We start from the raw sequence: 24,893 nt of genomic DNA on the forward strand, positions 1-24,893 counted from the left end.
CCTCACTACCTGATCGTGCGATTCAGAGATGCACTTCCACCGACAGCGGCAAGTGATCGGACAGGTGACTCCAGGGCTTGTTGCCGAGGATCACCGGTTGATGACTGGTGGCGTTGCGCAGGTAGATGCGGTCCAGGCGCAGCAACGGGAAGCGCGCAGGATAGGTCTTGGCCAGCAGGCCATGATGACGCTCGAACACCTCGTGCAGGCCATCGTGCTTGCACAACGTGCTGTTGCCGCGCAGCTGCCAGTCGTTGAAGTCGCCGGCGATGATCACCGGTGCATGGGCCGGCAGTGAATCGAGCAACTGGCGCAGCAGGATCAACTGCTTTTGCCGATGACTTTCCAGCAACGACAGGTGCACGCAGATCGCGTGCACTTCGTCGTGTCCGGGTACCTGCAATACGCAGTGCAGCAGACCGCGGCGCTCGGGCCCGGTGATGGACACGTCGAGATTGCGGTAATGCAGGATCGGGTATTTGGATAACAAGGCGTTGCCGTGGTGGCCGTCCGGATAGACGGCGTTGCGCCCGTAGGCGAAGTCGCTCCACATGCTGTCGGCCAGGAACTCGTACTGCGACATCTCCGGCCAGTTGGCGAACTTGGAGGCATGGCGATCGTGACCGCCGAGAACTTCCTGCAAGAAAACGATATCGGCAGATGTGCTGCGCACGGCTTCGCGCAGCTCCGGAAGGATGAAACGGCGGTTGAAGGCGGTGAATCCCTTGTGGGTGTTGACGGTCAACACCCGTAATCGGTGCACCTCGCGCTCCGGTAGAGCGTCAAGGTCACTGAGGGCACTGCCTGCGGGATCGGTCGACACGGTTGCTCCTTGGTAAGGTACTGCCTGTCTTAATTGCGACCTGATTATCCATGGCGCAGTTCCCTGTGTCTGCTCATCCCGAATATATCTTCCGCCCTGTAGCGAGGGGGCTTGCCCCCGATCAATCGTGTCAGCGCCAACAAGGTGGTTGACCTGCCCAGTCGGGGGCAAGCCCCCTCGCTACAGGGATAAGCAGGCCATGTTCAATCCTGCTCATCCCGATGCAATTCGAACAACAGCGTGGAGCGCCCGGTAACCATGAACTCGCTGCCGAAATCCAGCCGCTCGTGCTCGCGCAGTTCCGGGCGGTTGGTGTCGACCACGCAGTTCCAGTACTCACCCTCCGGCACCTGCGGCAGGGTGTAGTTGACCACGTCGTGGTGAGCGTTGACGATCACCAGCAAGGTGATGTCCGCGCCGGGCTTGCGAATGCCGCTGGGTTGCGCGCGGCCGTCCAGCAGCATGCCTACCGAGCGGCCATGGCCTTCTTCCCACTGTTCGGTAGTCATCTCGTTGCCGTGGGGGTCGAGCCAGGTGACGTCCTTGACGCCGATGGCCTCGTTATAGGTCCCCACCAGAAACCGGTTGCGGCGCAGGATCGGGTACTTGAGCCGCAACTTGATCAGGCGCCGCACGAAGCGCAGCAGGTCGGCGCCGTCCTGATCCAGCGCCCAGTTGATCCAGCCGGTTTCGCTGTCCTGGCAGTAGGCATTGTTGTTGCCGTTCTGGGTACGGGCGAACTCGTCGCCGGCGACGATCATCGGCGTGCCCTGGGCAAATAGCAGCGTGGCGAAAAAGTTGCGCATCTGACGCAGGCGCAGGTCGATGATCGCGCGATCACCAGTCGGGCCCTCGACGCCGTGGTTCCACGACACGTTGTTGTTGGTGCCGTCCTGATTGTTCTCGTCGTTCTCTTCGTTGTGCTTGTCGTTGTAGGACACCAGGTCCTTCATGGTGAAGCCGTCGTGGGCGGTGACGAAGTTGACTGAGGTATAGGGCCGCCGACCGCGTTGGTTGAACAGTTCGCCGGAGCCGGTCATGCGCCCGGCAAAATCGGCTAGCTGGCCGTCATCGCCTTTCCAGAACGCCCGCACGGTGTCGCGAAAACGATCGTTCCACTCGGCCCAGCCTGGGGCGAAACCGCCGACCTGATAGCCGCCGGGGCCGCAATCCCAGGGCTCGGCGATGAGCTTGACCGAGCGCAGGACCGGGTCCTGGCGGCAGGCCACCAGGAAGCTGTGGCGCTCGTCGAAGCCCTCGTGGTAGCGGCCGAGGATGGTCGCCAGGTCGAAGCGAAAACCGTCCACATGCATCTCCGTGGCCCAGTAGCGCAGCGAGTCGGTGACCATCTGCAGCACGCATGGGTGGCTCAGGTCCAAGGTGTTGCCGGTGCCGGAATCGTTGATGTAGAAGCGCTTGTTGTCGGGCTGCAGGCGGTAGTACGAGGCGTTGTCGATACCGCGCATCGACAGCGTCGGCCCCTGCTCGTTGCCCTCGGCGGTGTGGTTGTAGACCACGTCGAGGATGATCTCCAGCCCGGCGTCATGGTAATGGGCGACCATCTCCTTGAACTCGGCGATCTTGCCGCTGGCCAGATAGCGCGGGTGCGGGGCAAAGAAGGCGATGCTGTTGTAGCCCCAGTAGTTGTTGAGGCCTTTTTGCAGCAAGTGCTGATCGTTGACGAAGGCGTGAATGGGCAGCAGCTCCACCGAGGACACGCCGAGCTGGCGGATGTGATCGACCACTTCGGGCACCATCATGCCGGCGAAGGTGCCACGCACCGCGTCCGGGACCGCCGGGTGGCGCATGCTCAGGCCCTTGGCGTGGGCTTCGTAGATGATGGTCTTGTCCCATGGCACGCTGACCCGTTGATCGCGGCCCCAGGTGTAGGCGGGGTCGATGACCTTGCTCTTGGGCACGAAGGGCGCGCTGTCGCGGTCATCGAAGCTGAGGTCGCCATCGGGGTGGCCGATGGTGTAGCCGAACAACGCCTCGGACCACTTCAGCTGGCCCACCAGCTGCTTGGCATAAGGATCGATCAGCAGCTTGTTGTGGTTGAAGCGGTGGCCGTTTTCCGGGTCGTACGGTCCGTACACGCGATAGCCGTAGATCAGCCCTGGGTGGGCGTCGGGCAGGTAGCCATGGTAGATCTCGTCGGTGTATTCCGGCAATTCGATGCGCTCGATCTCCTCCTCGGTGGCGGGGTCGAACAAGCAGAGCTCGACCTTGGTCGCGTTGGCCGAGAACAGCGCGAAATTGACGCCCAGGCCATCCCAGGTGGCGCCAAGTGGGAAGGGCAGGCCTTCGCGGATTCGCGAGGGTTCGGCTTGAGGGGTAGGCTGAGGCTTCTTTTGCCGGCTCATGATTGATCCTTGGTGGGCTGGGTTCGTACCGAATGCGCGGGGTGCAGAACGGCGCTACAGGGGACATGGGGCGTTGGCAGCAACGGGCAAAGCGGGGGCGTGAAGGGAGCCTGCGGGCTCGCACGCGGGGAGTCCGGGTATCGGGCTGGCCGTCTGGGCGGCCAGCCTTGGAGTGAGCGGAGCGGGCGCCGGGCAATCAGTTGGCTGGCGGCTTTTTCGCTGCGCTGGGTTTTTTCGTTGCGGCAGGTTTGGGAGCTGTCGCAGGTTTTGCCACCGGTGGCTTGGACGCCTTGACCGGGGTGGGCTTGCTGGCAACCGGCTTGGGTGCGGATTTGCCAGCGGGCTCGGGTGGCGCCTTGTCGGCGGCGGGCTCAGGGGCCGATTTGACCGCGGGCTTGGGTGCCGACTTGGCCGCTGGCTTCGGCGGTTTGCTGGCGACCGGCTTGGCTGGGGACGCTGATTTTTCCGCGGCTGGTTTCGCGGCCGCTACCGGCTTCTCGGCCTTGCCTGACTTGGCCGCGGCAGACTTGCGGCTTGACGGCTTGCTTGGCGCCAGTGCTTCGGCTTCGGCGAGCTTGCGCGCCATCTCCCAGTGACGGTCTTCATGACCGTGCGGTTTACCTTCGGACTCCCAGATCTGATAAGCAAATTCTTTAATACGTTTGTCGTCGACACTCATTTAAACGCTCCTGATCACTGGTCACTTTGTACGTAGAGATTGACGGGAAAATCTTTCAGCGCAGTGCTCAACCGCAATGCTTCCTGTGGTGTGACTGCGGAGTCGGAAAAAAGTCCCTTCAAATTAGGCAGGCAAGAGTGGTTAGGTAGCTTGACATGGGTGTCTCCCCATTTCTGGCTATCGATCAACGGGCTGTCGGCATCGCCCAGCAGGTCGCTGCACAGGCGTGGCACAATCACCACCGCCATTTGCGTCGCCGTGGTGCGGGCGAAGGCCAGCACTTTGTTGGCGTGTTCACCGACCACCTCGAGTGGTTGGTAATCTCCGTGCAGAAACAACTCGGCATGTGCAGCCCTCGTTTGCAAGGTGCGGGCGACCAGCCCCTGCTTGATGCGACCGTCCTGCCAATGCGCCAACAGTGAGTCCAGAGCGCTGGCATCGTGCAACGACCGCTCCCGTGCAGCGTAGTCCACCGGGCGCCGGTTGTCCGGGTCGACCAGGCTGAAGTCCCAATACTCGGCACCCTGATACAGATCCGGAACGCCGGGTACGGTCATGCGCAGCAAGCTTTGCGCCAAACTGTTGAGGGCGCCGGCCGGAGCGATCTGGCGCACCAGCGAAGCGAGCGATTGACGCAGTGGCAGTGCGTCCTCACTGAGCAGTAGTTTCTCCAGAAACTCACGGCATAGTTTTTCGTAAGGCTCGTTGGGGGCGCTCCAGCTGCTCAACAATTTGGCCTCGCGCAGGGCCTTCTGCTGCCACTGCGCGACGCGCTCGAACAGTGCCTGCAAGCCTTCCCGATCCTCTGCTTCGAGGCCTAGCGGCCAGGCGCCGATCAAGGCTTGATAAAGCATGGCTTCATCGCCGCCGGTGGGCGCCGCAGCATCGGCGAATTCACCGCGCCATGGCTGCGCCAGTGCCATCCAATGGGTGACATGGGCGGCGTACCAGGCACTGCGTTCGCTCAGCACGGCCAGGCGCGTGCGAGTGTCCTCGCCGCGTTTGTGGTCGTGGGTGGCGGTGGCGAGCAGGTTGCTCGGGAAGCGTTCCAGACGCTGCAGACTGGCCTGGTGAAAGTCCTCGGCCGGGGCGCTGAATTGTTCGGGATCGAAGCCCACGTCATTGCGCGACAGCAACACTGCGCTGCGGTAGAACGCCGTGTCTTCGACGGCCTTGGCGGCGGCCGGCGAGGTCAATTGCTGGAAGCGCACATTGGCATGTTTGAGCGCCTTGCGCGCGCGGCCTGGCGGCATGTGACGCATGGGCTCGCCGCCGAACCAGCGTTGCAGGTAGTCGAGCACCGGCCAGTCGCCTTCGTTGAGCTGGGCGCGGGCTTGCTCGATGGCATGCTGGAAGAATCCTTCGTCTTCGGCGGGGCGCCCGCAGGCACTGATATACGTACGGTACACCTGGAAGTGCACGATCAGCTCCTGCAACGCCCGGCGGATCGCGCCGAGGGTGAGGTCGCGGCTCATCACGTCGTTGCGCGCGACCCGCAACAGCGCCTGGGACACCGCTTCGAAATCGCCGGCCAAGGTCCCGTTGAGCACCAGATGGCGACCGGCGCGCGCCTCTTCGGCAAAGTCGCCGGTGCGGCCGCTGACTTTCTCCCAAAGCTCGATCAGTGCGTCCTTGCCCCGTGGATCGTGCTGCAGCAGCGACACCTGATTCATGAACTCGTAACCAGTGGTGCCGTCGACCGTCCAATCGCTGTGCAGTTGCTCGCCGGCACCGAGGATCTTCTCTACATAGATCGGGAAGTGCTCCACCGCAGCATCTGCGGGGCGCTGTGACAGCAGGCCGGCGACGCGGCGACGCAGTTTGCGGCTGTAGCCGCGCGGGTCGGCCAGGCCATCGATATGGTCGATACGCAAACCATCCACCAGGCCTTGCTCGATCAGTTCGAAAATCTTGCTGTGGGTGGCTTCGAACACCGCCGCGCGCTCGACTCGCAAGCCGCCCAGTTCATTGATGTCGAAGAACCGCCGCCAGTTGATGTCGTCCGCCGCGGTGCGCCAGCTGGCCAGGCGATAGTGCTGTTTTTCCAGCAGCCGGTGCAGGCGCTGGAAGCCTTCTTCGGTGGTCGAGTCGTACAGCTTCAAGGTGTCGGCGATAGCCGCGCCGACCTCGGCAACTGCGGCCTGACGCGCCAGTTCCTGACGCAGCACCTTGGCCTGTGCGTAGCCCTGCGGATGCTGCGCCAAGGCCGCGAAGCGCGCGCCCAGTTCGGCCAGCGCTTCGTTGCCGGTGGCGATCAACAACCCGGCGTAGTCCGGTGGGCAGATGGGGAAGATGTGCTCGTAGTGCTCGACGAAGAAGCTGCCGCGTTCGGCGTCGAAGTGCAGCACCAGGGTGCCGTCACGCAGCGCCACACCGTAATCGCTGCCCAGGAAGGGCAGCAGCAATTGCCCCTCGAGCAGTGGATCCGGGGAGTGCCACTGAATGTCGAAGAACTCCGCGTAAGGGCTGCGCCGTCCCCATTCCAGCAAATCGAGCCACCACGGATTGTGCGGGCCGCCGACGGCCATGTGGTTGGAGACGATATCGAGGATCAGGCCCATGCGCTGTTCGCGCAGGGCCGCTACCAGGCGGCGCAGTGCGTCTTCGCCGCCGAGTTCCGGATTGACCGTGGTCGGGTCGACCACGTCGTAGCCGTGCATCGACCCCGGCCGGGCCTTGAGCAGCGGCGAGGCATACACGTGGGTAATGCCCAGCTCAGCAAAGTACGGCACCAATGGCACCGCATCGTCGAGGGTAAAGTCTTTGTGAAACTGCAACCGCAGGCTGGCTGTCAGGGGGATCATCGGTCACGCTCATTGGATTGTTGACGGGCAGTTGCAAGCAGTTCAAGGCGCCGGGCGGCGTCGGTATCGTCCAGCAGATCCTGGGCCGGAGCACTGAAGCGCCGCCGCCAGTTGGGGTGGCTGTCCGTAGTGCCGGGCAGGTTGGGCGCCTCGACCGTACCCAAGGCATCTTCCAGGGGCAGCAGCACCAGAGGCGCGCGAGTATGGCCCAGAAAGCGCACGCTGGCGTCGATCAGTTGATCGGCTTCTTCACCCTCGCCCTGAAAGTTGACCGGGTCCTGTTCCAGCATCTGGCGCAGGCCACGGCGTTCATGTTCGCGTGATTCGCGCCACTGTTTTTCAGCATGGGCATCAATCAGGTTCAGGCGGTTGTTCCAGTCGATGTCATTGGCCCGCCACCAGCCGTTCAGTGGCGACAGGTCATGGGTACTGGTAGTAGCCAGAGCGTTGTCGGGCCATTCCATCAGCGATTTGAAGTGACCAGTGTGGTGTTGTTCGAACAGCAGCACGCGCATCCCGAGAATCTGCCGCGCCGCGAGTTTTTCCCGCAGGCCGTCGGGCACTGTGCCCAGGTCTTCACCGAGGACGATGGCCTGGTGGCGGTGCGATTCCAGCGACAGCAGGCGCAGCATGTCGTCGAGCGGGTAGTGCAGGTAGGCGCCATTGGGCGGCGACTCGCCTTGCGGGATGACCCACAGACGCTGCAGGCCGAGGATATGGTCGATGCGCAGACCGCCGGCATGGGCGAAGTTGGCCCGCAGCATTTCAATGAAGGCACGAAAACCGCTGCGTTGCAGGCCTTCAGGAGAGAAGGCGGAGATGCCCCAGCCCTGTCCGGCCCGGTTGAGGATGTCCGGCGGCGCGCCGACGGTCAGCGCCGAAAGCAGTTCGTCCTGGCGGCTCCAGGCCTGGCTGCCGGCACCGTCGGCACCCACGGCGAGATCAGCGACCAGGCCGATGCGCATGCCGCTGCTGCGCGCGGCCGTTTGCGCGCGCTCCAGACTGCGGGCGATCAGCCACTGACAGAAGGCGTAGTAGCCGACTTCTTCCTTGTGCTCGTCGGCGAAGGTGGCAATGGCCGGGCTGCGCGGGTCTCGCCACTGCTCGGGCCATTGGCGCCAGTCCTGCGGTTCACCCTGGCGCGCACACTCGGCCTGCAAGGCTTCGAAGCGGCAGTGGTTTTCCAGCGCTTCGCCGCCGGCATGGCGGAAGCTGCTGAGGTCGCCTTGCAGCGGGTGATCGCCCGCGCTGAAACCGTCATACAGAGCGCGCAGCAGGCGTTGCTTGGCGTCAGCGGCAGCAGGCCAATCGATCAGCGCCAGGGATTCCAGTTCCTCAAGGGTCTTGCCCAGGCCCGCCGCCTCGATCGCGCTGCGTACCGCGCGCTCGCCGAGGATGGTGCCGGGGGCGGCGTAGAGGCTGTTGAGAAACAAGCGGCTCGACGGCGAATAAGGACTGTAGCGATGGTTGTCGCTGCTGAACATGGCGTGCATCGGGCTGATCGCCAAGGCATCGGCGCCACGCTCGCCGGCACTGCGGGCCAAGTGCTCGAGCGCCTGGGTATCGCCGAAGCCGCCGTCACCGGCGCGGCGCAGGGAATACAGCTGCACGCCCAGGCCCCAGGCGCGTGGCGTTTCGGTGCCCAGCGCGTCGCCGACGCTGTAGCAGCGACTGGGCGCCACGGCCAGGGTGAACTGGCGACCATCGATGGTGACCGACTGATAGCCGACCGGGACCATGCCCGGCAGGGCGCCCTGGTCATCCAGGCGAATGTCCAGGGTGGCGCCGTCTTCGAGCTCGATACGGCATGGGCTGTGGGCGGCGAAGTATTTTTTCAGGTCCAGCGCCTGGCCGTGGTCCACCGTCAGCAGCGGCGGCAGGTGCTGGGCGTCGTGGGCGTTTTCCAGGGCCGCCAGGCTGTCGGCGATGTCCGCATCGCTCTCGGCAGGATGGCCGAGGCCGGCCAGGACCTTGCGCAGGGCATCCGGCTGGACGATTTGGTCATTGCCGTTGGCATCGACCCAATGCACGGCTAGACCGGCCTTGGCGGCCAGGGTGTGAAGTGAATCGCTCATGGTTTGCCTCCTGCTCCTTGAACTACCGCGTCTGAGGCGGGGATGAGGCTGACCAGGGTGGTGTACGGGGTTAGCTTGCGGTTGTTGTCCGGCTGCAGGCGGCTGTCGAACAGGCGCAGGCTGGCATCCGGCAGTTCAACCTCGAGGGTTTGATCGCCGAGGTTGAGGTCGATGCGCAGCTCCATGCCGTCGCCCATTTTCCAGCGCGCGGTAATGGCCTTGTCGGCCAGCACTTCGGCGCCCAGAGAACGCGCCCCCGACAGCCGCGGGAAGATCTCGCGGCGACGCCAGGTCAGCAATTCACGGTACAGCTCGACCCAGGGGCCATGCTGATGAGCGGGAAAGCTGGCGAAATCGGGGCGGGAGTCTTCGAAGGTCTTTTCTGCGTTCGGGTCGGGGATGGTTTCGCGCTTGTGCGGGTCGGCAAATACGCTGAACGCCTTGAATTCGTTACGTCGGCCTTCGCGCACGGCATCGGCAAGTTCGCCATGGTGACTGGTGAAGAACAGGAACGGCTCTTTGGCCGCCCACTCGTCGCCCATGAACATCAGCGGAATCATCGGCGACAGCAACAGCAAGGTGGTAGCAGCGCGCAGAGCCGGTTCGCTGCACAGCTGGCTCAGGCGTTCGCCGAAGGCGCGGTTGCCGATCTGGTCGTGATTCTGCAAGAACAACACGAAAGCCCCCGGCCACAGATGGCCGCTGGGCTCGCCGCGCGCTTCACCATGGCGGTTGACCTGGCCTTGGTAGACGAAGCCTTCACCCAGGCAGCGCGCGAGTTTTTCGGTGGTCTGGTCCTTGTAGTCTTCGTAATAGGCCTCGGTCTCGCCGGTCAGCAGCACGTGCAGGGCGTTATGGCCGTCATCGTTCCACTGGGCGTCGTAGCCCTGCTTGAGCAAGTGCGCCTGGTTGTGTTCGTTTTCCAGATTCAGATACACGTGGCGGCGCGGCTCCAGCGACTGGCGAATGCGCTTGGCCATGGCCTGCAGGAAGTCCGGGCTTTCGATGGCGTGCACGGCGTCGAAGCGCAGGCCGTCGAAGCGGTATTCGTGAATCCACATCAGCGCATTGTCGATGAAGTAGTCACGCACCGCTGGCTGGCTGAAGTCGATGGCTGCGCCCCAAGGCGTGTGCTTGTCTTCGTTGAAGAAGCGTTTGGCGTAGGCGTGCAGGTAGTTGCCGTCAGGGCCGAAGTGGTTGTAGACCACGTCGAGGATCACCATCAGGCCGTGACCATGGGCCGTATCGATCAGGTGCTTGAGCTCGGCCGGGGTGCCGTAGGAAGCTTCCGGGGCGTAGGGCAGCACGCCGTCGTAGCCCCAGTTGCGATCGCCTGGGAACTCGGCGATGGGCATCAATTCGATCGCAGTGATCCCCAGGGCGGCGAGGCGCGCCAGGTGTTTTTCGACCCCCGCGAAGCCGCCCATGGCACCTACGTGCAGCTCGTATATCACTGCCTCGTGCCACGGCCGACCGTGCCAGCCGATCTGTTGCCAGGGATACTGATCATCCACCACCAGGCTTGGCGAGTGGACATCGCTTTGCTGAGCGCGGGAGGCAGGATCCGGGACCTGCAGGTGGCCGTCGATCTCATAACGATAAGCCGTGCCCGCCGGGCAGGGCAGCTGATGCTGGTACCAGCCCTCGTCATCGGCGGTCATGGCCAGGGGCGCCTGGCCTTCGATCAGCAAGCTGACCGACTGTGCATCGGGTGCCCAAAGCGCAAAGCGCGTGAGCCCCGACTTCAAAATCACCGCCCCGTGGGACAACTCTCTTTCGGCAGACCAGGTTTCAGTTTCCCGTGACGGCATCGATGAAACCTCTTGTGCTTAGTATTTTGCCGATTTGCCTTTGGCTTCATCGACCATTTTTTCGTAAAGCTTGGCGTAGGGTTCTACAGCTTGCGACCAGTTGAACGGTTGGGTCATGGCGCGGCAACGCATGGCGTTAAGCAGCTCCGGCTTGCCGAACACATAGAAGGCGCGGGCCAGGGCTTCGCGGTAGCTCTCGGCGCTCGATTCCTCGAACAGAAAGCCGGTCATGCCGTCCTCGATGGTGTCCGCCAGGCCGCCGGTCTTGCGCGCCACCGGCAGCGAGCCGAAGCGTTGCGCGTACATCTGGCTCAAGCCGCAAGGCTCATAGCGCGAAGGCATCAGCAGGAAGTCGCTGCCGGCGAACATGCGCCGGGCATCGGTTTCATTGAAGCCGATGCGTGCCGACACCTGACCGGGAAAGCGCAGGGCCAGGTCGCGCATGGCTTGCTCGCCCTCGGGTTCGCCGCGGCCGATGATCGCGATCTGGCCGCCGTTCTCGACGATGAATTCCGCCACTGCCTCGGTCAGGTCCAGGCCTTTCTGGAACACCAGGCGCGAGACCACGGCGAACAGCGGGCCTTCGCTGGGCTCCAGGCCGAACAGTTCGCGCACGTGGTCGGCGTTGACGCTCTTGCCGTCCCAGTCGTTGAGGCCGAACGGGCAGACCAGGTGCGGGTCGGTGGCCGACTCCCAGCTTTCGTCGATGCCGTTGGGAATGCCGCTGAGCAAGCCCTGTTGCGCCTTGTAGCTGAGGAAACCGTCGAGCCCGCAGCCAAATTCAGGGGTGGTGATTTCTTCGGCGTAGGTGGCGCTCACCGTGGTGATGTGGCTGGAATAGGACATCCCGGCCTTGAGGAACGACAGCTTGCCGTAGAATTCCATGCCTTCCTGTTGCAGCGCGTGCTCGGGAATGCCGAGCTCCGGGCAGCAGGCCAGGCTGACCACGCCCTGATAGGCGAGGTTGTGGATGGTGAACAGGGTCGGCACGTTCAGGCCGCGCCAGTGCATATAGGCCGGGGCCAGGCCAGCAGGCCAGTCGTGGGCGTGAACCATGTCCGGGCGCCAGTGCACCATGCCCTGGCCGGCGGCGATGTCGGCAGCGGCGAGGCCCAGGCGGGCGAAGCGGATATGGTTGTCGGGCCAGTCGCGGCCGTTGTTGGCGCCGTAAGGCGTGCCTTCCCGGGCATACAGCTCGGGGCACAGCAGCACATAGATCACCAGGCCGTCCGGCATGTCCATGCGCCCGACCTTGCAGGGCGGCAGCGCGGCATGGCCGCCCAGTTCGCCGACCACATGAATCGGATGACCGCTGTTGAGCACCTGCGGATAGCCGGGGATCAGCACCCGCACATCGTGCAGGGGGCTCATGGCGCGGGGCAGGGCAGCGGATACATCGCCCAGACCACCGGTCTTGACCAGGTCGGCGATTTCGGAGGTGACGAAGAGGATTTTCTTGCGATTGGGATTTGGCGTCGATTCAGCGTGCAGCAGTTTGCCGGTCGAAGCGATAGCAGGCAGCGTTGGAACTTCGCTGACCTGCTGATTGAAGCGTTCCCCATGGGTTTCGACGGCGGCATTGATCATTGTGGACCCTCTCCCGAGTGGTGGTTACATCTGCCTAATACCTTTTTTTATTCAGCCCCAGTCAATCGCGCGAGCGCTACGCAGGCCCGACGATGAATTGTCGGTCACGTATTCACAGAGAGGGGTGGGCAAGTCGCGCTTTCAACGAGTCGATTACTACGGCCTACCTAATAGCTGACCGGCGGGCGTTTCAGAAGTTTCGACTTTTTTACGGTGAAGTTTCCGAACGGCTTACAGGTTGACTTGAGTGTAGGAGATATCCGCAAATCCGGGAGGGCAGGCGACTGACGGGCGGTTATCGCTGCGTCAGGTAGTAGCGGAGTAGGCCCCGCAGCCCAAGGCGATGACTTCAGATGGCCGTCCCGGCACCTTCGCCGGGGTGAGCTCAGGAGTTCCTATGCCAGACACTTCATCTTCAGTATTGAGCCTGGTGGCCCAGTATGCGCCGTTGGCCAACGGTGTCAGCCGCCAATTCGATGCCCGCCCGTCACTGCGCAGCGTCGCCCGAGAGCTGATCGTTCAGGCCTTGGCCTGGCGCAAACCACCTTTGCACATCAACGACGCCAGCCTGGCGCTGGCCTGGCCCGTGACCAACGGCCCTGACTGCTCGGTGCCCCTGGAGCAGTTGCTGATCCAGCGCTATCTGCAGGACGTGCCGATCAATCTGATCGCCGACTACGACCACGTGACCCTGCAGCGTGGCACCGAAGCGCCCGTGCGCCTGGCGCTGGACATTGACGAGGTGGAGGAGCTGATCGAGGAATGGGGGCCGCCGTTGCTCGAGTGTTACAAGCTTCGGCTGGTGGAGTACTGGAATCAGGTCGAGGCCGGCGGTGACAGCCGCTGGCGCTGGCTGGCCGGCCATCTGCGTGAGCATGTGCGCAGTGTGACGCGCCGTCTGGCCGAGCAGGGCCGACTGGATGGCGACGAAAGCGAAACCCTGCTCGGGGTGTGCAGCGGCAATCCGCCCGCCGGCACCCGCACTGCCCTGTTGCAGATCGAACGCCTCGACAACCCGGCGTTGAGCACGCCGCTGATCACCAGCGATGTGGTCATCACCCGAATCGTGGAAGGCGAAGCGACCGAGCGGGTAATGCTGTGCCGGCCCTTGGCCGAGGTGCTGGCGTTCGCCGATCTGCCCAGCCTGGCCGCCGCCGAAGCCGATGATCTGGGCGCCGGCCTGGTGGGTCGGTCGCTGGACTTCGGTCTGGTGCCGGTCAATGCCGATATCTTCGACACCCAGGCGCAGATCCTCCTCGAACATCAGTTGAGCAACATCACCGCGCTGGCGGCGCATTATCGCGTCCAGGTCCCGGATATCGGCGCATTCGAAGACATGCTCGAGCGCGCCACAAGCCTCTACGACCTCAGCCAGCCCGAAGAGCTGACCCGCGCCCGGCAGTTGAGTCACGTGCTGCCCGCCTGGCTGGAGAGCGCCGCGCGAGTGGAGCGCGTGCGCTACGCCGGGGCGTTGGCGCGCTTGGCTGAAGTACAGCGTCGCAGCGCGGGCCAGCAGTATCTGGACGGCCTCGCCCCGATCGAGGAGTACGCCGGCGCCGAACTCACCCGCCAGATCGCCGCGGATCACCCTACCGAGCCAGTAGCGCTGGACGACGTCGAGGTGCGCATCTATCAGGCGCCCAACGCTTTGCTGGAGATAGCCCAGGCCGGTGATGCTCATCTGGAGTACGTGGTGCTGAGCTTGCCAGCACTGGCGCTGTGCAACCTGCACGGGCGGCCCAGTGGGTTGCTGGAGATCGAACCGCGCGCCGGTTCACGGCTGCCGGCCTGGGTGACCAAGGAGGCGGTGGTGGCCCTGGTACAGAAAGTCGATATCGGCCGCCGCTATATCGCGCAGCTGCGCCGCCTGCTGCTCGATGACGGCACTGAAGCGCCGCGCCGACAGCGGCTGTTCATCGAGCAGCTGCGCGTGCAACTGCCGCTGAAGATGCTGGAGCTGAAAATCCGCCAGCAGGCCGGCGTCACCGAAGCCGGCCTGCGCACCTTGCTCCGGGCCCTGGGTATCGATCAGGCGGTGCCGCCGTTGAGCCGTCAGGTCAATACCGAGCGGCCGGCGGTGAGTGTGCGCCAGTTGGCGTTGCGTCGGGCGCCGGGGGCGAGCCCCGATATCGTTCAGTGCGCTTACCTGATCGGCCCGGGCGATGATGATGAAGGCGTCTGCGTGCTGTATCGCCCCTTGTCCCGCGAGCCTCTGCAGCAATTCCCCAATGCCCATGCGCTGTGGTCGGCGCTGGCCAAGTCCGGCCCGTTGCAGGACGACGTGCTGTTGTGGATGGACGCCGCGGCGCGGCCGGTCTATGCCAATGGCGGCTTCGAGGAACCGCATATCCGTCACTTTCTGCCGGGTGACGAGGCCAGCGAAATCACGCGGCCGGCACCTTCCACCGTGACGGGCGTCGCGCTGACCGGGGATGTCTGGGAGGTCTTCTATCGGCACAACGTGGCAGGGTTGCAGACCCTCGCCGATCGCCAGTCGGTCAGCAACGAGGAGAGCCGCTGGCTCGGCTACCGGGAGCTCGGCTGGTTGCTGTTCAACGCTCTGCTGCCGCTGGTAGGCGGGCCGCTGGCGGGGGCGGGCTGGATGCTGCAGAGTCTCAAGCTGTTCGTTGACGGCTTCGAGGATCAGATCAAAGGCGATCGGCAGGCGGCGAATACGGCGCTGACGGCATTCTTTTTCAATGCCGCCTTCGTGCTCCTCGCGCAGAGCCTCGAGGCTCGCGTCCGTGGTCTCGATCGCCTGGTGCGGCCGATTCTGGACGCTGGGGAGTGGCGCGATCCGCTCGACATGGTCGGCGATACGCGGCCGAACCCGGCACTGCCGGTGAGCAGCCGAGTAATCACCGAGGCAGAAAGCGTCCCGGCGCTGCATGAACTGGATTTCGGCTTTCAGTCGGCCACTCATCGTCTCACCGTCAAGCAGCGCGCCGCGCTGGCGAGCTTTGCAGTGGCGCCGCGCGATTTTGGTCGCGCCGTTCCCCATGGCCCGACTCAGGGCCTGCATCTGCTGCAAGGGCAGTGGTACGGGCAGGTCGACATGGCCTGGTTCGCCCTCGCGCTGGATGACGGCGAGCTGCAGGTCGTCGATCTCGCCGACCCGCTGCGACGGGGCCCGTACCTGCGCCGCGACGAGGCCGGGCGCTGGCAGGTCGACACCCGGCTGCGCCTGCAGGGTGGCTCGCCGGGGCGCGGGCGCAAGGCTTATAAGGAGGCACAACAGCAGCGCGAGACGGACTTGCTCAAGACCGTCACCGAGTACCGCGACAAGCAGGAGCTCATCGACCGCAAACTCAGGGTCACTCAGCAGGTCATGAGCGAACTGCAATCGCAACGCTCCAGGCAGTACCCCGTCTATCGTCAGCGCTTTATCGAAACGGCCAGCGAGATGGTCGTGGCCAGCGGCGACGCCATCGATGCCTACGCCGAATTGAACAAGATCAAGCCCTTGCCGCGCTTCCTCGAGGAGCGCGCGGGGCACCTGCGCTCGTTGCTGCGAGTGCAGTGGGAGATCGTCAGCAAGCTGCGCGAACAGTTGAGCGAGTTGATCCTCGGTGATGGCATTGGTCGCGAGGCACCTGAAGCGGCGCCGATGTCCAGCTTCGAGGATTTCAGCGCCGGTTGCGACCTGATCGATCTGTTGATCCACTGGACCGCGCAATCGCAGCGACGCTTGGAGCAGCTGGGTGGCGTCGAGCATTTCGGCGCGCCCTTCCTGGCGCTGGTCGAACCGACCTGGGCGCCTTTCGGCACGCCACTGACCTGGCGTGGCGTGCAGTTGTACTGGCTGGGCGTGCTCAGCGAGGAGAAACTACAGCCGATGCCGCGCCCGGAGGGGATGCTGAGCGAAGTGGTCGCCTCAGCCAAGCTGGCCGCGCAGTCGCAAAATGCGATCCTGGAGCCGGGGCAGTTCACCGATGAAGAACAGATCCAGGTGCTCGACAGCGCGCTGCAACGCTATGAGGCGCTGGAGGACGCTCTGGATTTCACCCAGGCCACCACCGAGCCCACTCGGCTGTCCCCGGCGGTGGCGCGCTTGCTGCTGCACGTCGATGCCTTGCGCAGCGCTGCTGAGGCCCAGTTGGTACCGCTGTTTCGCCAGCAGACCTTGCGCGCCCGTCAGCAACGCAAACAGCAGCGGCCGGTGCGTCAGCAGGTGATCGTGACCAGCCGCAAGCGTGGGGTGCTGGTCGGCAAGCTCAAGGCCGCGACCGACGGTGGTGCGCAGCGTTTCGAAGTGGTCGGCGGCCTGGATGACACCACCACTGAACAATTCCAGCAGGTGCCGGGTGGCGATGACTGGGAGCGTGTGGTGGCGTCTGCGGCGGTGCAGCCACGCCCGGTGGCGCCGCTGGAAGCCTCGATGCGTGAGGCCCAGGCGTTGCTGGATCAAGCCGAAGGGCAATGGCAGCAAGCCAAGGCCAGGGTGAAAGCGAGCAAGGCGCATATTCCGTCCGAGACCCAGAACCTGCTCGATGGGGTGGCGGAGGGCCTGCGCGACAAGGCCGATGACATTGATCGCGCGTTGATCCGCCTCAATGAAACCGATCGGCTGTCTTCGTCGACGGGGCAATCGGCGGACGTCACTATCAAGCAGTTGCGCGACAAGGCCCGACTGCTGAAAACCGAAGGCCGGCGCCTGCGCGTCGAGCTGTGCAAAAACAGCGATCCGCAAGCATCGAGGGTGCAATGGCTAGTGGATGAAGGCGAGGCGCGGATCGAGCGCGAAGGACCGCGCCGCTTGCTCAAGAGTGGCGACTATCTGCAGGAATATGCCATCAAGGATGACGCCGGCGTGTTGTGGTACGCGCATTTTCATTATCCGAAAATCGGCACGGTCGCCGAGGGATTCACCGTCGCCCACCTGAAGACCGTGGCGCAGCGATTCATGACCGCCAAGGATTTCATGGCGCTGGGCGATACTGCAAAGGGGGCCAAGGGCATCATTCGGGCCGAGATCCAGCCGAACATGGCGCGCAAACTGTATTTGCCGGTAGGGATCGAGCAGGGGGATTGAAGCGGGAGTTGACAGATCACGGCGCAGTGGCGTGATCCGCTGGACAGGCGCTCGATCGAGCGCCTGCACATCGGGCTGACGTCAGGCGATACGCGCCTGAGCTTCGAAGCCCATGGCATTCTGCTTGGCTTGCTGCAGCAGGCTGGTCAGGAAAGCGACCTTGTCTTGCAGCTCGTCGCGTTCTTGCTTGAGCGCACGCAGCTCATCGCGGCGAACACTGACATAGAGCGTTTGTGGTTGGTTCGTTGTCACTACAGTACCCATTGCACACCTCGCAAACTACCGGCACAGATATTAAGGATAGGCGCCCTGGGCGACTTTCGCGTCAGGCTCCTACCGCTATCGGCACGGATGATGATTTCTTTCGCTTTTCATGGGAACTTTTTTATTTTTTATGGTCCCTGTGATTTTTTTCATTTTTGCTGCAAGTGCCCGAATTGATTAAGCAAATCGCCAGACGGTAGGTCGCTATTTAGTTTTACCAGCCGATGAATGGTAAAATCGCCGAACTATGCGGTCCGGGATGGGACTAACCAGAGGATCGCATGAGCTATAAAGGTGACGTTCGCCTTCTTTTTATTTGTGGAGCGCAGGCATGCAATTGGGAATCGTTGGACTGGGTCGCATGGGCGGCAATATCTCCAGAAGGCTGATGCGCGATGGCCACTCGACAGTGGTCTACGATCGTAGCGAGCAGGCGGTCCAGGGCCTGGCGAGCGAGGGCGCGACAGCTGCCAGCGGGTTGGCCGACATGGTCAGCAAGCTGCAGGCACCACGCGCGGTGTGGGTGATGCTGCCATCCGGCAAGATCACCGAAGACACCATCAATGAGCTCAGCGCGCTGCTGTCGCCCGACGATGTGATCATCGATGGCGGCAACACCATGTACAAGGACGACATCCGTCGTGCCAAGGAGCTGGCTGAAAAGCAGCTGCACTACGTCGACGTCGGCACCTCCGGTGGCGTCTGGGGCCTGGATCGCGGCTTCTGCATGATGATCGGCGCTGAAACCGCCGTCTTCGAACGCCTCGAGCCATTGTTCGCCACTCTGGCCCCGGGCGTCGGCAACATCCCTCGCACCCTTGGTCTGGAAGGCGAGTCCAACCGCGCCGAACATGGCTACATCCACGCAGGCCCGGTCGGTTCCGGCCACTTCGTGAAGATGATCCACAACGGCATCGAATACGGCCTGATGCAGGCTTACGCCGAGGGCTTCGACATCCTCAAGACCAAGAACAGCGAAGAGCTGCCTGCAGACCAGCGCTTCGATCTGAATCTGGCCGACATCGCCGAAGTCTGGCGCCGTGGCAGTGTGGTTTCGTCCTGGCTGCTCGATCTGACCGCCGATGCGCTGGCTTCCGACCCCGAGCTGGTCAAATACTCCGGCAAGGTCTCGGACAGCGGCGAAGGCCGTTGGACCATCGATGCCGCCGTCGAGCAGGCGGTGCCGGTGCCGGTGCTGTCCAGTGCGTTGTTTGCGCGCTTCCGTTCCCGTCAAGACGCCACTTATGGCGATAAAATGCTTTCCGCCATGCGCTTCGGTTTTGGTGGTCACGTAGAGGTGAAGAAGTAATGAAAAAAGGAAAATCCAAGGTAGAAGCAGCTCCGCCCACCACGATTTTCCTTTTTGGCGCCCATGGCGACCTGGTCAAACGGCTGTTGACGCCGGCCCTGTACAACCTCAGCCGCGATGGCTTGCTGGATAACGGCTTGCACATCGTCGGCGTCGACCACAACGAAGTTACCGATGAAGCCTTCGCGCAAAAGCTCGAAGACTTCATCCGCGAGCAAGCCAAGGCCAAAGGGGGCAGCGCCGACGAGGCGCTGGACCCAGCCCTGTGGGCGCGCCTGGCCAAGCGCATCAGCTACATCACTGGCGACTTCGTCGCCGATGAGACCTATGCCGCCATTGCCAAGCGCATCGAGGAAAACGGTACCGGCAACGCCATGTTCTACCTGGCGACCTCGCCGCGGTTCTTCAGTGAAGTGGCGACGCGCCTGGGCAAGGCGGGGCTGCTGCAAGAAACGCCGCAAGCCTTCCGCCGTGTGGTCATCGAAAAGCCGTTCGGCTCCGACCTGGCTACCGCCGAAGCCTTGAACGCCAGCCTGCTGAGTGTGATGAGCGAGAAGCAGATCTATCGCATCGACCACTACCTGGGCAAGGAAACCGTACAGAACATCCTCGTCAGCCGTTTCTCCAACGGCATCTTCGAGGCGTTCTGGAACAATCACTACATCGACCACGTGCAGATCACCGCAGCGGAAACCGTCGGGGTCGAAACCCGCGGCAACTTCTACGACAGCACCGGCGCTATGCGCGACATGGTGCCCAATCACCTGTTCCAGCTGCTGGCCATGGTTGCCATGGAGCCGCCGGCAGCCTTCGGTGCCGATGCGGTACGGGGTGAAAAGGCCAAGGTCATCGGCGCGATACGCCCGTACGACAAGGCCGAAGCGATCAAGAACTCGGTCCGCGGTCAGTATGCGCCAGGCCCCAAGGGCGAGGCGGGCTATGTCGAAGAACCCAAGGTCGATCCGCAAAGCCAGACCGAGACCTATGTCGCCCTCAAGGTGATGATCGACAACTGGCGCTGGATGGGCGTGCCGTTCTACCTGCGCACCGGCAAGCGCATGAGCGTGCGCGACACCGAGATCGCCATCTGCTTCAAGCAGGCGCCGTACGCGCAGTTCCGCGACACCGAGGTCGATGACCTCAAGTCCAACTACCTGCACATCCAGATTCAGCCGGACGAGGGCATGTGGTTCGACCTGCAGGCCAAGAAACCCGGCCCGGCGCTGGATATGCAGAACGTTCGACTGGGCTTCGCCTACAAGGACTTCTTCGAAATGCAGCCGTCCACCGGTTACGAGACCCTGATCTACGACTGCCTGATCGGTGACCAGACGCTGTTCCAGCGCGCTGACAACATCGAGAACGGCTGGCGGGCGGTGCAGCCGTTCCTGGATGCCTGGGCGGATGCCGGCAAGGTGCGGATGTACGCGGCGGGCACCGATGGGCCGCAGGCCGCAGATGAACTGTTGGCCCGCGACAACCGCGCCTGGCGTCCGCTGGGATGAGTGACGCGGATTCGGGCAAGTCTCACGGTCCCCTTCGCGGGCAAGCCTCGCTCCCACAGCCACACGCACCTGTGGGAGCCGAGTTCGCTCGCGAAGAGGCCGGCATGGCTGGCATAAAACTCATGCTCAGCGACATGGACGGCACCTTGCTGCTGCCCGACCATAACCTGTCGCCGGCTGTGATCGCTGCGGTCGCGCAACTGCAAAAAGCCGGGGTGCACTTCAGCCTGGCCAGCGCCCGACCGCCGAGGGCGATGCGCAAGCAAGTGCAGCAACTGGGCATCGAGGTACCAACCCTGGCCTTCAACGGCGGCAACCTCTGCGCCGTCGATGGCAGCGTGCTGCAACGCCATTGCGTCGAGCCCGCCGCAGTGCACACCGCACTGCAGCTGTTCGCCGAGCACCCGGTGACCATCTGGGTGTTCGCCGACGATCACTGGCTCGCCCGGGACCGCAGCGGCGCCTACTTCGACACCGAGCTGCAGGCGCTCGGCTATGGGCCCAAGCTGGTCGACGATTTCGCCCCGTACCTTGAGCGCGTCGACAAGATCGTCGCCACCACCGACGACTTCCAACTGCTCATCGACCTCGAGAAGCAATTGCTGCCGATGATCGAAGGCCAGGCCCTGGCCTCGCGGTCGCAGCAATATTATCTGGACGTCACCGCGCTGGCGGCCAACAAGGGCGATGCCCTGGCCAGCCTTGCCGATTACTTGCATATCCCCTTGGCGCAGACTGCGGCCATTGGCGATGGCGCCAACGATGTACCGATGTTCAAGCGCGCCGGTTATGCCGTCGCCATGGGCCAGGCCCACCCGGACGTGCAGCGCCAGGCCGATGCCGTGACCGACAGCAATGCCGATGACGGCGTCGCCCGTGCCATCCAGGAATTTATACTGCCACGCGCCTGATCCCTCGCTTTCAGGGGATTCGGCGGCGGGGTGAGTTTCCCCACGCTGAGGACCACCATGACTGCTTTGATCGAAGACTACGCTGTGCTCGGCAACTGCAGGACTGCCGCGCTGGTCGACAAGAACGGCTCGCTGGACTGGTTATGCTTTCCCCGTTTCGATTCCCCCGCCTGTTTCGCCGCCTTGCTGGGCGACAGCGAAAACGGTCGCTGGCGCATCGGCCCGATCAGCCCGGATGCCAAGGTCACGCGCCGCTACCGCGACGGCACCATGATCCTCGAAACCACCTTCGAGACCGATACCGGCACCGCGGTGCTGATCGACTGCATGCCCATCGACGAGCCGGCCAGCGTGTTGCGCATCGTCCACGGCCTGCACGGCGAGGTGGATTTCGAGATGGACCTGGTGATGCGCTTCGACTACGGCAGCAGCGTGCCCTGGGTCGAGAAGATCAGCCCGCTGACCCTCACCGCCGTGGCCGGTCCGGAGATGCTGGTGATGCGCAGCGCCACGGCGTTGCAGGCGCGGGACCATCACACTGGCAGCCGCTTTGTGGTCAAGGCCGGCGAGCGCAAGGTTTTTCGCCTGTCGCATCAGGGCTCCAACACCCCGGTGCAAGCGGGCTTCGACGGTGAGCAAGCGTTGCAGAGTACCGAGCGTTACTGGCGGGCGTTCTCTGATCGTTGCCCGCCGGTAGGGCGCTGGAGCGAGCTGGTCAAGCGATCGCTGATCACCCTCAAGGCCATGACCTACGAGCCTACTGGAGGCATGGTCGCGGCGATCACCACCTCGCTGCCGGAGCGCCTGGGCGGCGAGCGCAACTGGGACTACCGCTACTGCTGGCTGCGCGACGCGACCATGACGTTGCTGGCATTCATGAACCTGGGCTATTACGAGGAAGCCAGCGCCTGGCGCGAATGGCTGCTGCGCTCAGTGGCCGGCAACCCCGAGCAGATGCAGATCATGTACGGCCTGGGCGGCGAGCGGCGGCTGCCCGAGAGCACTTTGCCGTGGCTCAGCGGCTACGAGCAATCCACCCCGGTGCGGATCGGCAATGCCGCCGCGACCCAGACCCAGCTCGATGTCTACGGCGAGGTGGCGGATGCCATGAGCCAGGCGTTGCGTAATGGGCTGCCGCGCCATCCGCGCAGCACCTCGGTGTCGCGCTTGATCATGCCGTTCCTGGAGAAAATCTGGCAAAAGCCGGATGAAGGAATCTGGGAGATTCGCTCCGAGCCGCGGCACTTCACCCATTCCAAGGTCATGGCCTGGGTGGCGTTCGATCGGGCTGCCAATGTGGCGGAAGGCATCGACCCCGAGTTGCAAGCCCATTACCGTGCGGTGGCCGAGCAGATTCACCGTGAGGTGTGCGACAAGGGTTTCAACGCCGAGCTGGGCTATTTCGTGCAGTCGTTCGGCGCCGAGGATGTCGATGCCAGCTTGTTGCAGATCGCCTTGACCGGTTTTCTGCCGGCCGAGGATCCGCGTTTCGTCGCCACGGTGGCGGCTATCGAGAAGCGCTTGCTGCGCGATGGTCTGCTGTTGCGCTACGAGTCCCACGAGGTGGACGACGGCCTGACGCCGGGGGAAGGGACCTTTCTGGTCTGTTCGTTCTGGCTGGCGGATGTCTACGTGCTGTTGGGCCGCGACGACGACGCCGAAGAGCTGTTCGAGCGCCTGGCCGGGTTGTGCAACGATGTCGGCTTGCTGGCCGAGCAGTACGACCACCTGGGCAAGCGCATGCTCGGCAACTTCCCCCAGGCGTTCAGCCATATCGGCATCATCAATACCGCGCTCAATCTGCACCGCGCCCATGCGCCGGCGCAGACGCGGGCCGAAAGCGCCCTGTAGCGAGGGGGCTTGCCCCCGAAAAAATTCGCTTCACCTCGCAACAATGGTGTGGCGACTATTTTCGGGGGCAAGCCCCCCCGCTACAAGGTAGGTGAGTCTGGGCCTTGGCTGATTCCCCGTCACCCACCCTTGCTATAGTCCTGCCCATCCAAAAACAGACAGGACGCCCCCATGACCGATTACCAAGCCTTCACCGTCGCCGTGGATGCCGGCATCGCCCATGTGCAGATCAACAGCGCGGCCAAGGCCAACGCCATGAACGCCGACTTCTGGCGTGAGATCGTCGAGATTTTCCAGTGGATCGACGACACCGACGCCGTGCGCGTGGTCGTGCTCAGTGGTGCCGGCAAGCACTTCAGTGCCGGTATCGACCTGGCGCTGCTGGCCTCGGTGGCCAGCGAACTGGGCAGGGACGTGGGGCGCAACGCGCGCTTGCTGCGGCGCAAGATCCTGCAGATGCAGGCCTCGTTCAATGCCGTCGATCAATGCCGCAAGCCGGTGCTGGCCGCCGTGCAGGGCTATTGCATCGGTGGCGCCATCGACCTGATCGCTGCCTGCGACATGCGCTACTGCAGCGAGGACGCGCAGTTTTCCATCAAGGAAATCGACATGGGCATGGCCGCTGATGTCGGCACCCTGCAACGCTTGCCGCGGATCATCGGCGACGGCCTGCTGCGCGAACTGGCCTACACTGGGCGCACGGTGGAGCATGCAGAGGCGCTACGCATCGGCCTGGTCAACCGTACGTATGAAAATGTCGAGGCTCTGCACAAAGGGGTCTTTGCCATCGCCGGGCAAATTGCCGCAAAATCCCCGATAGCCGTAGCCGGCACCAAACGCATGATCAGCTATATGCGCGATCACCGTATCGATGACGGCCTCGAATACATCGCCACCTGGAACGCCGCCATGCTGCAATCCCATGACCTGCGCCTGGCCATGGCCGCCAGCATGAGCGCGCAGACGCCAGTCTTCGATGACTGAGACGGCGGGCCGGTGCCAAACCAAGGAATTTCCGTGATGTCGCAACGATGGATCACTTCGGTACTCGATACCCAAACCCCCGGCGGCCTGGCCGTGGTGCACAGCAGGCAGGGCTTCGCCTTCGATGACAACGGCGTGTTGTTTTCCCGCGAATGGGTCAAGGGCCTCGGCCTGGCGCTGGCGTTCGAGCACGGCATCGGTCATTTCGATGGCGAGCCGGTCTATCTGCTGGTCCTCGACGGCGCCAGCGAGCTGCCCGGCAGCCAATGGCAGGGGCTGCGGGCCTTCATGCTCAACGACGATTTCGCTCACTACAAGGTGCTGGCCTACGCCGCGCAGATCGCTACCTGGGCCAACGAGCACCGTTTCTGTGGCCGATGTGGCGCGCCGAACGTGCAGATACCGCGTGAGCGCGCCATGCACTGCGAGGTCTGCGACCTGCGGGCGTATCCGCGGATCTCGCCGAGCATGATCGTGCTGATCACCCGCGGCGATGAAATCCTTCTGGCCCGCTCGCCGCGCTTCGTCACCGGGGTCTACAGTACCCTGGCCGGCTTCGCCGAGCCCGGTGAGTCGGCTGAAGATTGCGTGGTCCGCGAGGTGTATGAGGAGGTGCAGCTCCAAGTGAAGAACATTCGCTATGTGGGCAGCCAGTGCTGGCCGTTCCCGCATTCGATGATGCTTGGGTTTCATGCCGAGTACGCCGGTGGCGACATCGTGCCCCAGGTCGATGAAATCGAAGACGCGCAGTGGTTCCGTGTCGACGCGCTGCCGCCGCTGCCGATGTCGCGATCTATCGCGCGGTATCTGATTGATCTTTACGTCGCCCAGCGCCTCGGTCTGCCCGAACCCCAAATGCCCGCCTGATAAACACCCCTGTAGCGAGGGGGCTCGC

14 protein-coding genes and 1 pseudogene are annotated in these 24,893 nt (G+C 63.6%); 7 read left to right on the top strand and 8 right to left on the bottom strand.

Features of this window, described 5'->3' with window-relative positions:
• Positions 1-22: 22 nt before the first annotated feature.
• The 7 genes and pseudogenes from AC3WJP_RS23710 to glgA form a co-directional block, all read right to left on the bottom strand.
• The gene (locus tag AC3WJP_RS23710) at positions 23-823 is read right to left on the bottom strand and encodes an endonuclease/exonuclease/phosphatase family protein (RefSeq protein ID WP_493723328.1); all 801 of its coding nucleotides are present in this window, start codon (positions 821-823) and stop codon (positions 23-25) included.
• Positions 824-1,026: 203 nt separating this feature from the next.
• Complete coding sequence (gene glgX, locus AC3WJP_RS23715; protein ID WP_493723329.1) at positions 1,027-3,186, bottom strand: glycogen debranching protein GlgX; 2,160 nt, start codon at positions 3,184-3,186, stop codon at positions 1,027-1,029.
• 304 nt (positions 3,187-3,490) lie between these two features.
• Positions 3,491-3,865, bottom strand: a pseudogene (locus tag AC3WJP_RS23720) (DUF2934 domain-containing protein); the annotation flags it as partial.
• A 14-nt stretch (positions 3,866-3,879) separates the two neighbouring features.
• Positions 3,880-6,669: a malto-oligosyltrehalose synthase gene (locus AC3WJP_RS23725; protein ID WP_493723330.1), complete on the bottom strand. Its 2,790-nt coding sequence runs from the start codon at positions 6,667-6,669 to the stop codon at positions 3,880-3,882.
• Positions 6,666-8,744 carry a 4-alpha-glucanotransferase gene (gene malQ, locus AC3WJP_RS23730; protein WP_493723331.1) on the bottom strand — a complete coding sequence of 693 codons (2,079 nt, stop codon included), beginning with the start codon at positions 8,742-8,744 and terminating at the stop codon, positions 6,666-6,668. Before malQ ends, AC3WJP_RS23725 begins: the two co-directional genes overlap by 4 nt.
• Positions 8,741-10,555, bottom strand: a complete 1,815-nt coding sequence (treZ, locus tag AC3WJP_RS23735) for a malto-oligosyltrehalose trehalohydrolase (protein WP_493723332.1) — start codon at positions 10,553-10,555, stop codon at positions 8,741-8,743. Before treZ ends, malQ begins: the two co-directional genes overlap by 4 nt.
• Before the next feature lie 18 nt (positions 10,556-10,573).
• The gene (gene glgA / locus AC3WJP_RS23740; RefSeq protein WP_493723333.1) at positions 10,574-12,142 is read right to left on the bottom strand and encodes a glycogen synthase GlgA; all 1,569 of its coding nucleotides are present in this window, start codon (positions 12,140-12,142) and stop codon (positions 10,574-10,576) included.
• Positions 12,143-12,539: 397 nt separating this feature from the next.
• On the opposite strand from glgA, the gene AC3WJP_RS23745 reads away from it, so the two are divergent.
• Positions 12,540-17,174: a dermonecrotic toxin domain-containing protein gene (locus AC3WJP_RS23745; protein ID WP_493723334.1), complete on the top strand. Its 4,635-nt coding sequence runs from the start codon at positions 12,540-12,542 to the stop codon at positions 17,172-17,174.
• A gap of 81 nt (positions 17,175-17,255) precedes the next feature.
• On the opposite strand, the gene AC3WJP_RS23750 is transcribed toward AC3WJP_RS23745, so the two are convergent.
• Complete coding sequence (locus AC3WJP_RS23750) at positions 17,256-17,438, bottom strand: DUF6026 family protein (RefSeq protein ID WP_493723335.1); 183 nt, start codon at positions 17,436-17,438, stop codon at positions 17,256-17,258.
• Positions 17,439-17,769: 331 nt separating this feature from the next.
• Between AC3WJP_RS23750 and gnd the strand changes: the two genes are divergently transcribed.
• The 6 genes from gnd (at position 17,770) to nudC (ending at position 24,865) form a co-directional block, all read left to right on the top strand.
• Positions 17,770-18,747 (top strand): phosphogluconate dehydrogenase (NAD(+)-dependent, decarboxylating), encoded by a 978-nt coding sequence (gene gnd, locus AC3WJP_RS23755; RefSeq protein WP_493723336.1) that lies wholly within the window; start codon positions 17,770-17,772, stop codon positions 18,745-18,747.
• Positions 18,747-20,252 carry a glucose-6-phosphate dehydrogenase gene (gene zwf, locus AC3WJP_RS23760; protein WP_493723337.1) on the top strand — a complete coding sequence of 502 codons (1,506 nt, stop codon included), beginning with the start codon at positions 18,747-18,749 and terminating at the stop codon, positions 20,250-20,252. Before gnd ends, zwf begins: the two co-directional genes overlap by 1 nt.
• A 104-nt stretch (positions 20,253-20,356) precedes the next feature.
• Entirely contained in the window at positions 20,357-21,163 is an 807-nt protein-coding gene (locus AC3WJP_RS23765) for an HAD family hydrolase (RefSeq protein WP_493723338.1), read from the top strand.
• A 57-nt stretch (positions 21,164-21,220) separates the two neighbouring features.
• Positions 21,221-23,014, top strand: coding sequence for a glycoside hydrolase family 15 protein (locus AC3WJP_RS23770; RefSeq protein ID WP_493723339.1), 1,794 nt, complete (start codon positions 21,221-21,223; stop codon positions 23,012-23,014).
• A gap of 171 nt (positions 23,015-23,185) precedes the next feature.
• Complete coding sequence (locus tag AC3WJP_RS23775) at positions 23,186-23,998, top strand: crotonase/enoyl-CoA hydratase family protein (RefSeq protein WP_493723340.1); 813 nt, start codon at positions 23,186-23,188, stop codon at positions 23,996-23,998.
• A gap of 36 nt (positions 23,999-24,034) precedes the next feature.
• The gene (gene nudC / locus AC3WJP_RS23780) at positions 24,035-24,865 is read left to right on the top strand and encodes an NAD(+) diphosphatase (protein ID WP_493723341.1); all 831 of its coding nucleotides are present in this window, start codon (positions 24,035-24,037) and stop codon (positions 24,863-24,865) included.
• Positions 24,866-24,893: the final 28 nt, after the last annotated feature.

The organism is Pseudomonas sp. GW821-FHT01A09, assembly GCF_058986725.1.

Excerpts from the sequence above, each read along its gene's own strand:
- glgX (WP_493723329.1), bottom strand. The coding sequence starts at position 3,186 with ATGAGCCGGCAAAAGAAGCCTCAGCCTACCCCTCAAGCCGAACCCTCG.
- AC3WJP_RS23725 (WP_493723330.1), bottom strand. The coding sequence starts at position 6,669 with ATGATCCCCCTGACAGCCAGCCTGCGGTTGCAGTTTCACAAAGACTTT.
- malQ (WP_493723331.1), bottom strand. The coding sequence starts at position 8,744 with ATGAGCGATTCACTTCACACCCTGGCCGCCAAGGCCGGTCTAGCCGTG.
- treZ (WP_493723332.1), bottom strand. The coding sequence starts at position 10,555 with ATGCCGTCACGGGAAACTGAAACCTGGTCTGCCGAAAGAGAGTTGTCC.
- glgA (WP_493723333.1), bottom strand. The coding sequence starts at position 12,142 with ATGATCAATGCCGCCGTCGAAACCCATGGGGAACGCTTCAATCAGCAG.
- AC3WJP_RS23745 (WP_493723334.1), top strand. The coding sequence starts at position 12,540 with ATGCCAGACACTTCATCTTCAGTATTGAGCCTGGTGGCCCAGTATGCG.
- AC3WJP_RS23750 (WP_493723335.1), bottom strand. The coding sequence starts at position 17,438 with ATGGGTACTGTAGTGACAACGAACCAACCACAAACGCTCTATGTCAGT.
- gnd (WP_493723336.1), top strand. The coding sequence starts at position 17,770 with ATGCAATTGGGAATCGTTGGACTGGGTCGCATGGGCGGCAATATCTCC.
- zwf (WP_493723337.1), top strand. The coding sequence starts at position 18,747 with ATGAAAAAAGGAAAATCCAAGGTAGAAGCAGCTCCGCCCACCACGATT.
- AC3WJP_RS23765 (WP_493723338.1), top strand. The coding sequence starts at position 20,357 with ATGGCTGGCATAAAACTCATGCTCAGCGACATGGACGGCACCTTGCTG.
- AC3WJP_RS23770 (WP_493723339.1), top strand. The coding sequence starts at position 21,221 with ATGACTGCTTTGATCGAAGACTACGCTGTGCTCGGCAACTGCAGGACT.
- AC3WJP_RS23775 (WP_493723340.1), top strand. The coding sequence starts at position 23,186 with ATGACCGATTACCAAGCCTTCACCGTCGCCGTGGATGCCGGCATCGCC.
- nudC (WP_493723341.1), top strand. The coding sequence starts at position 24,035 with ATGTCGCAACGATGGATCACTTCGGTACTCGATACCCAAACCCCCGGC.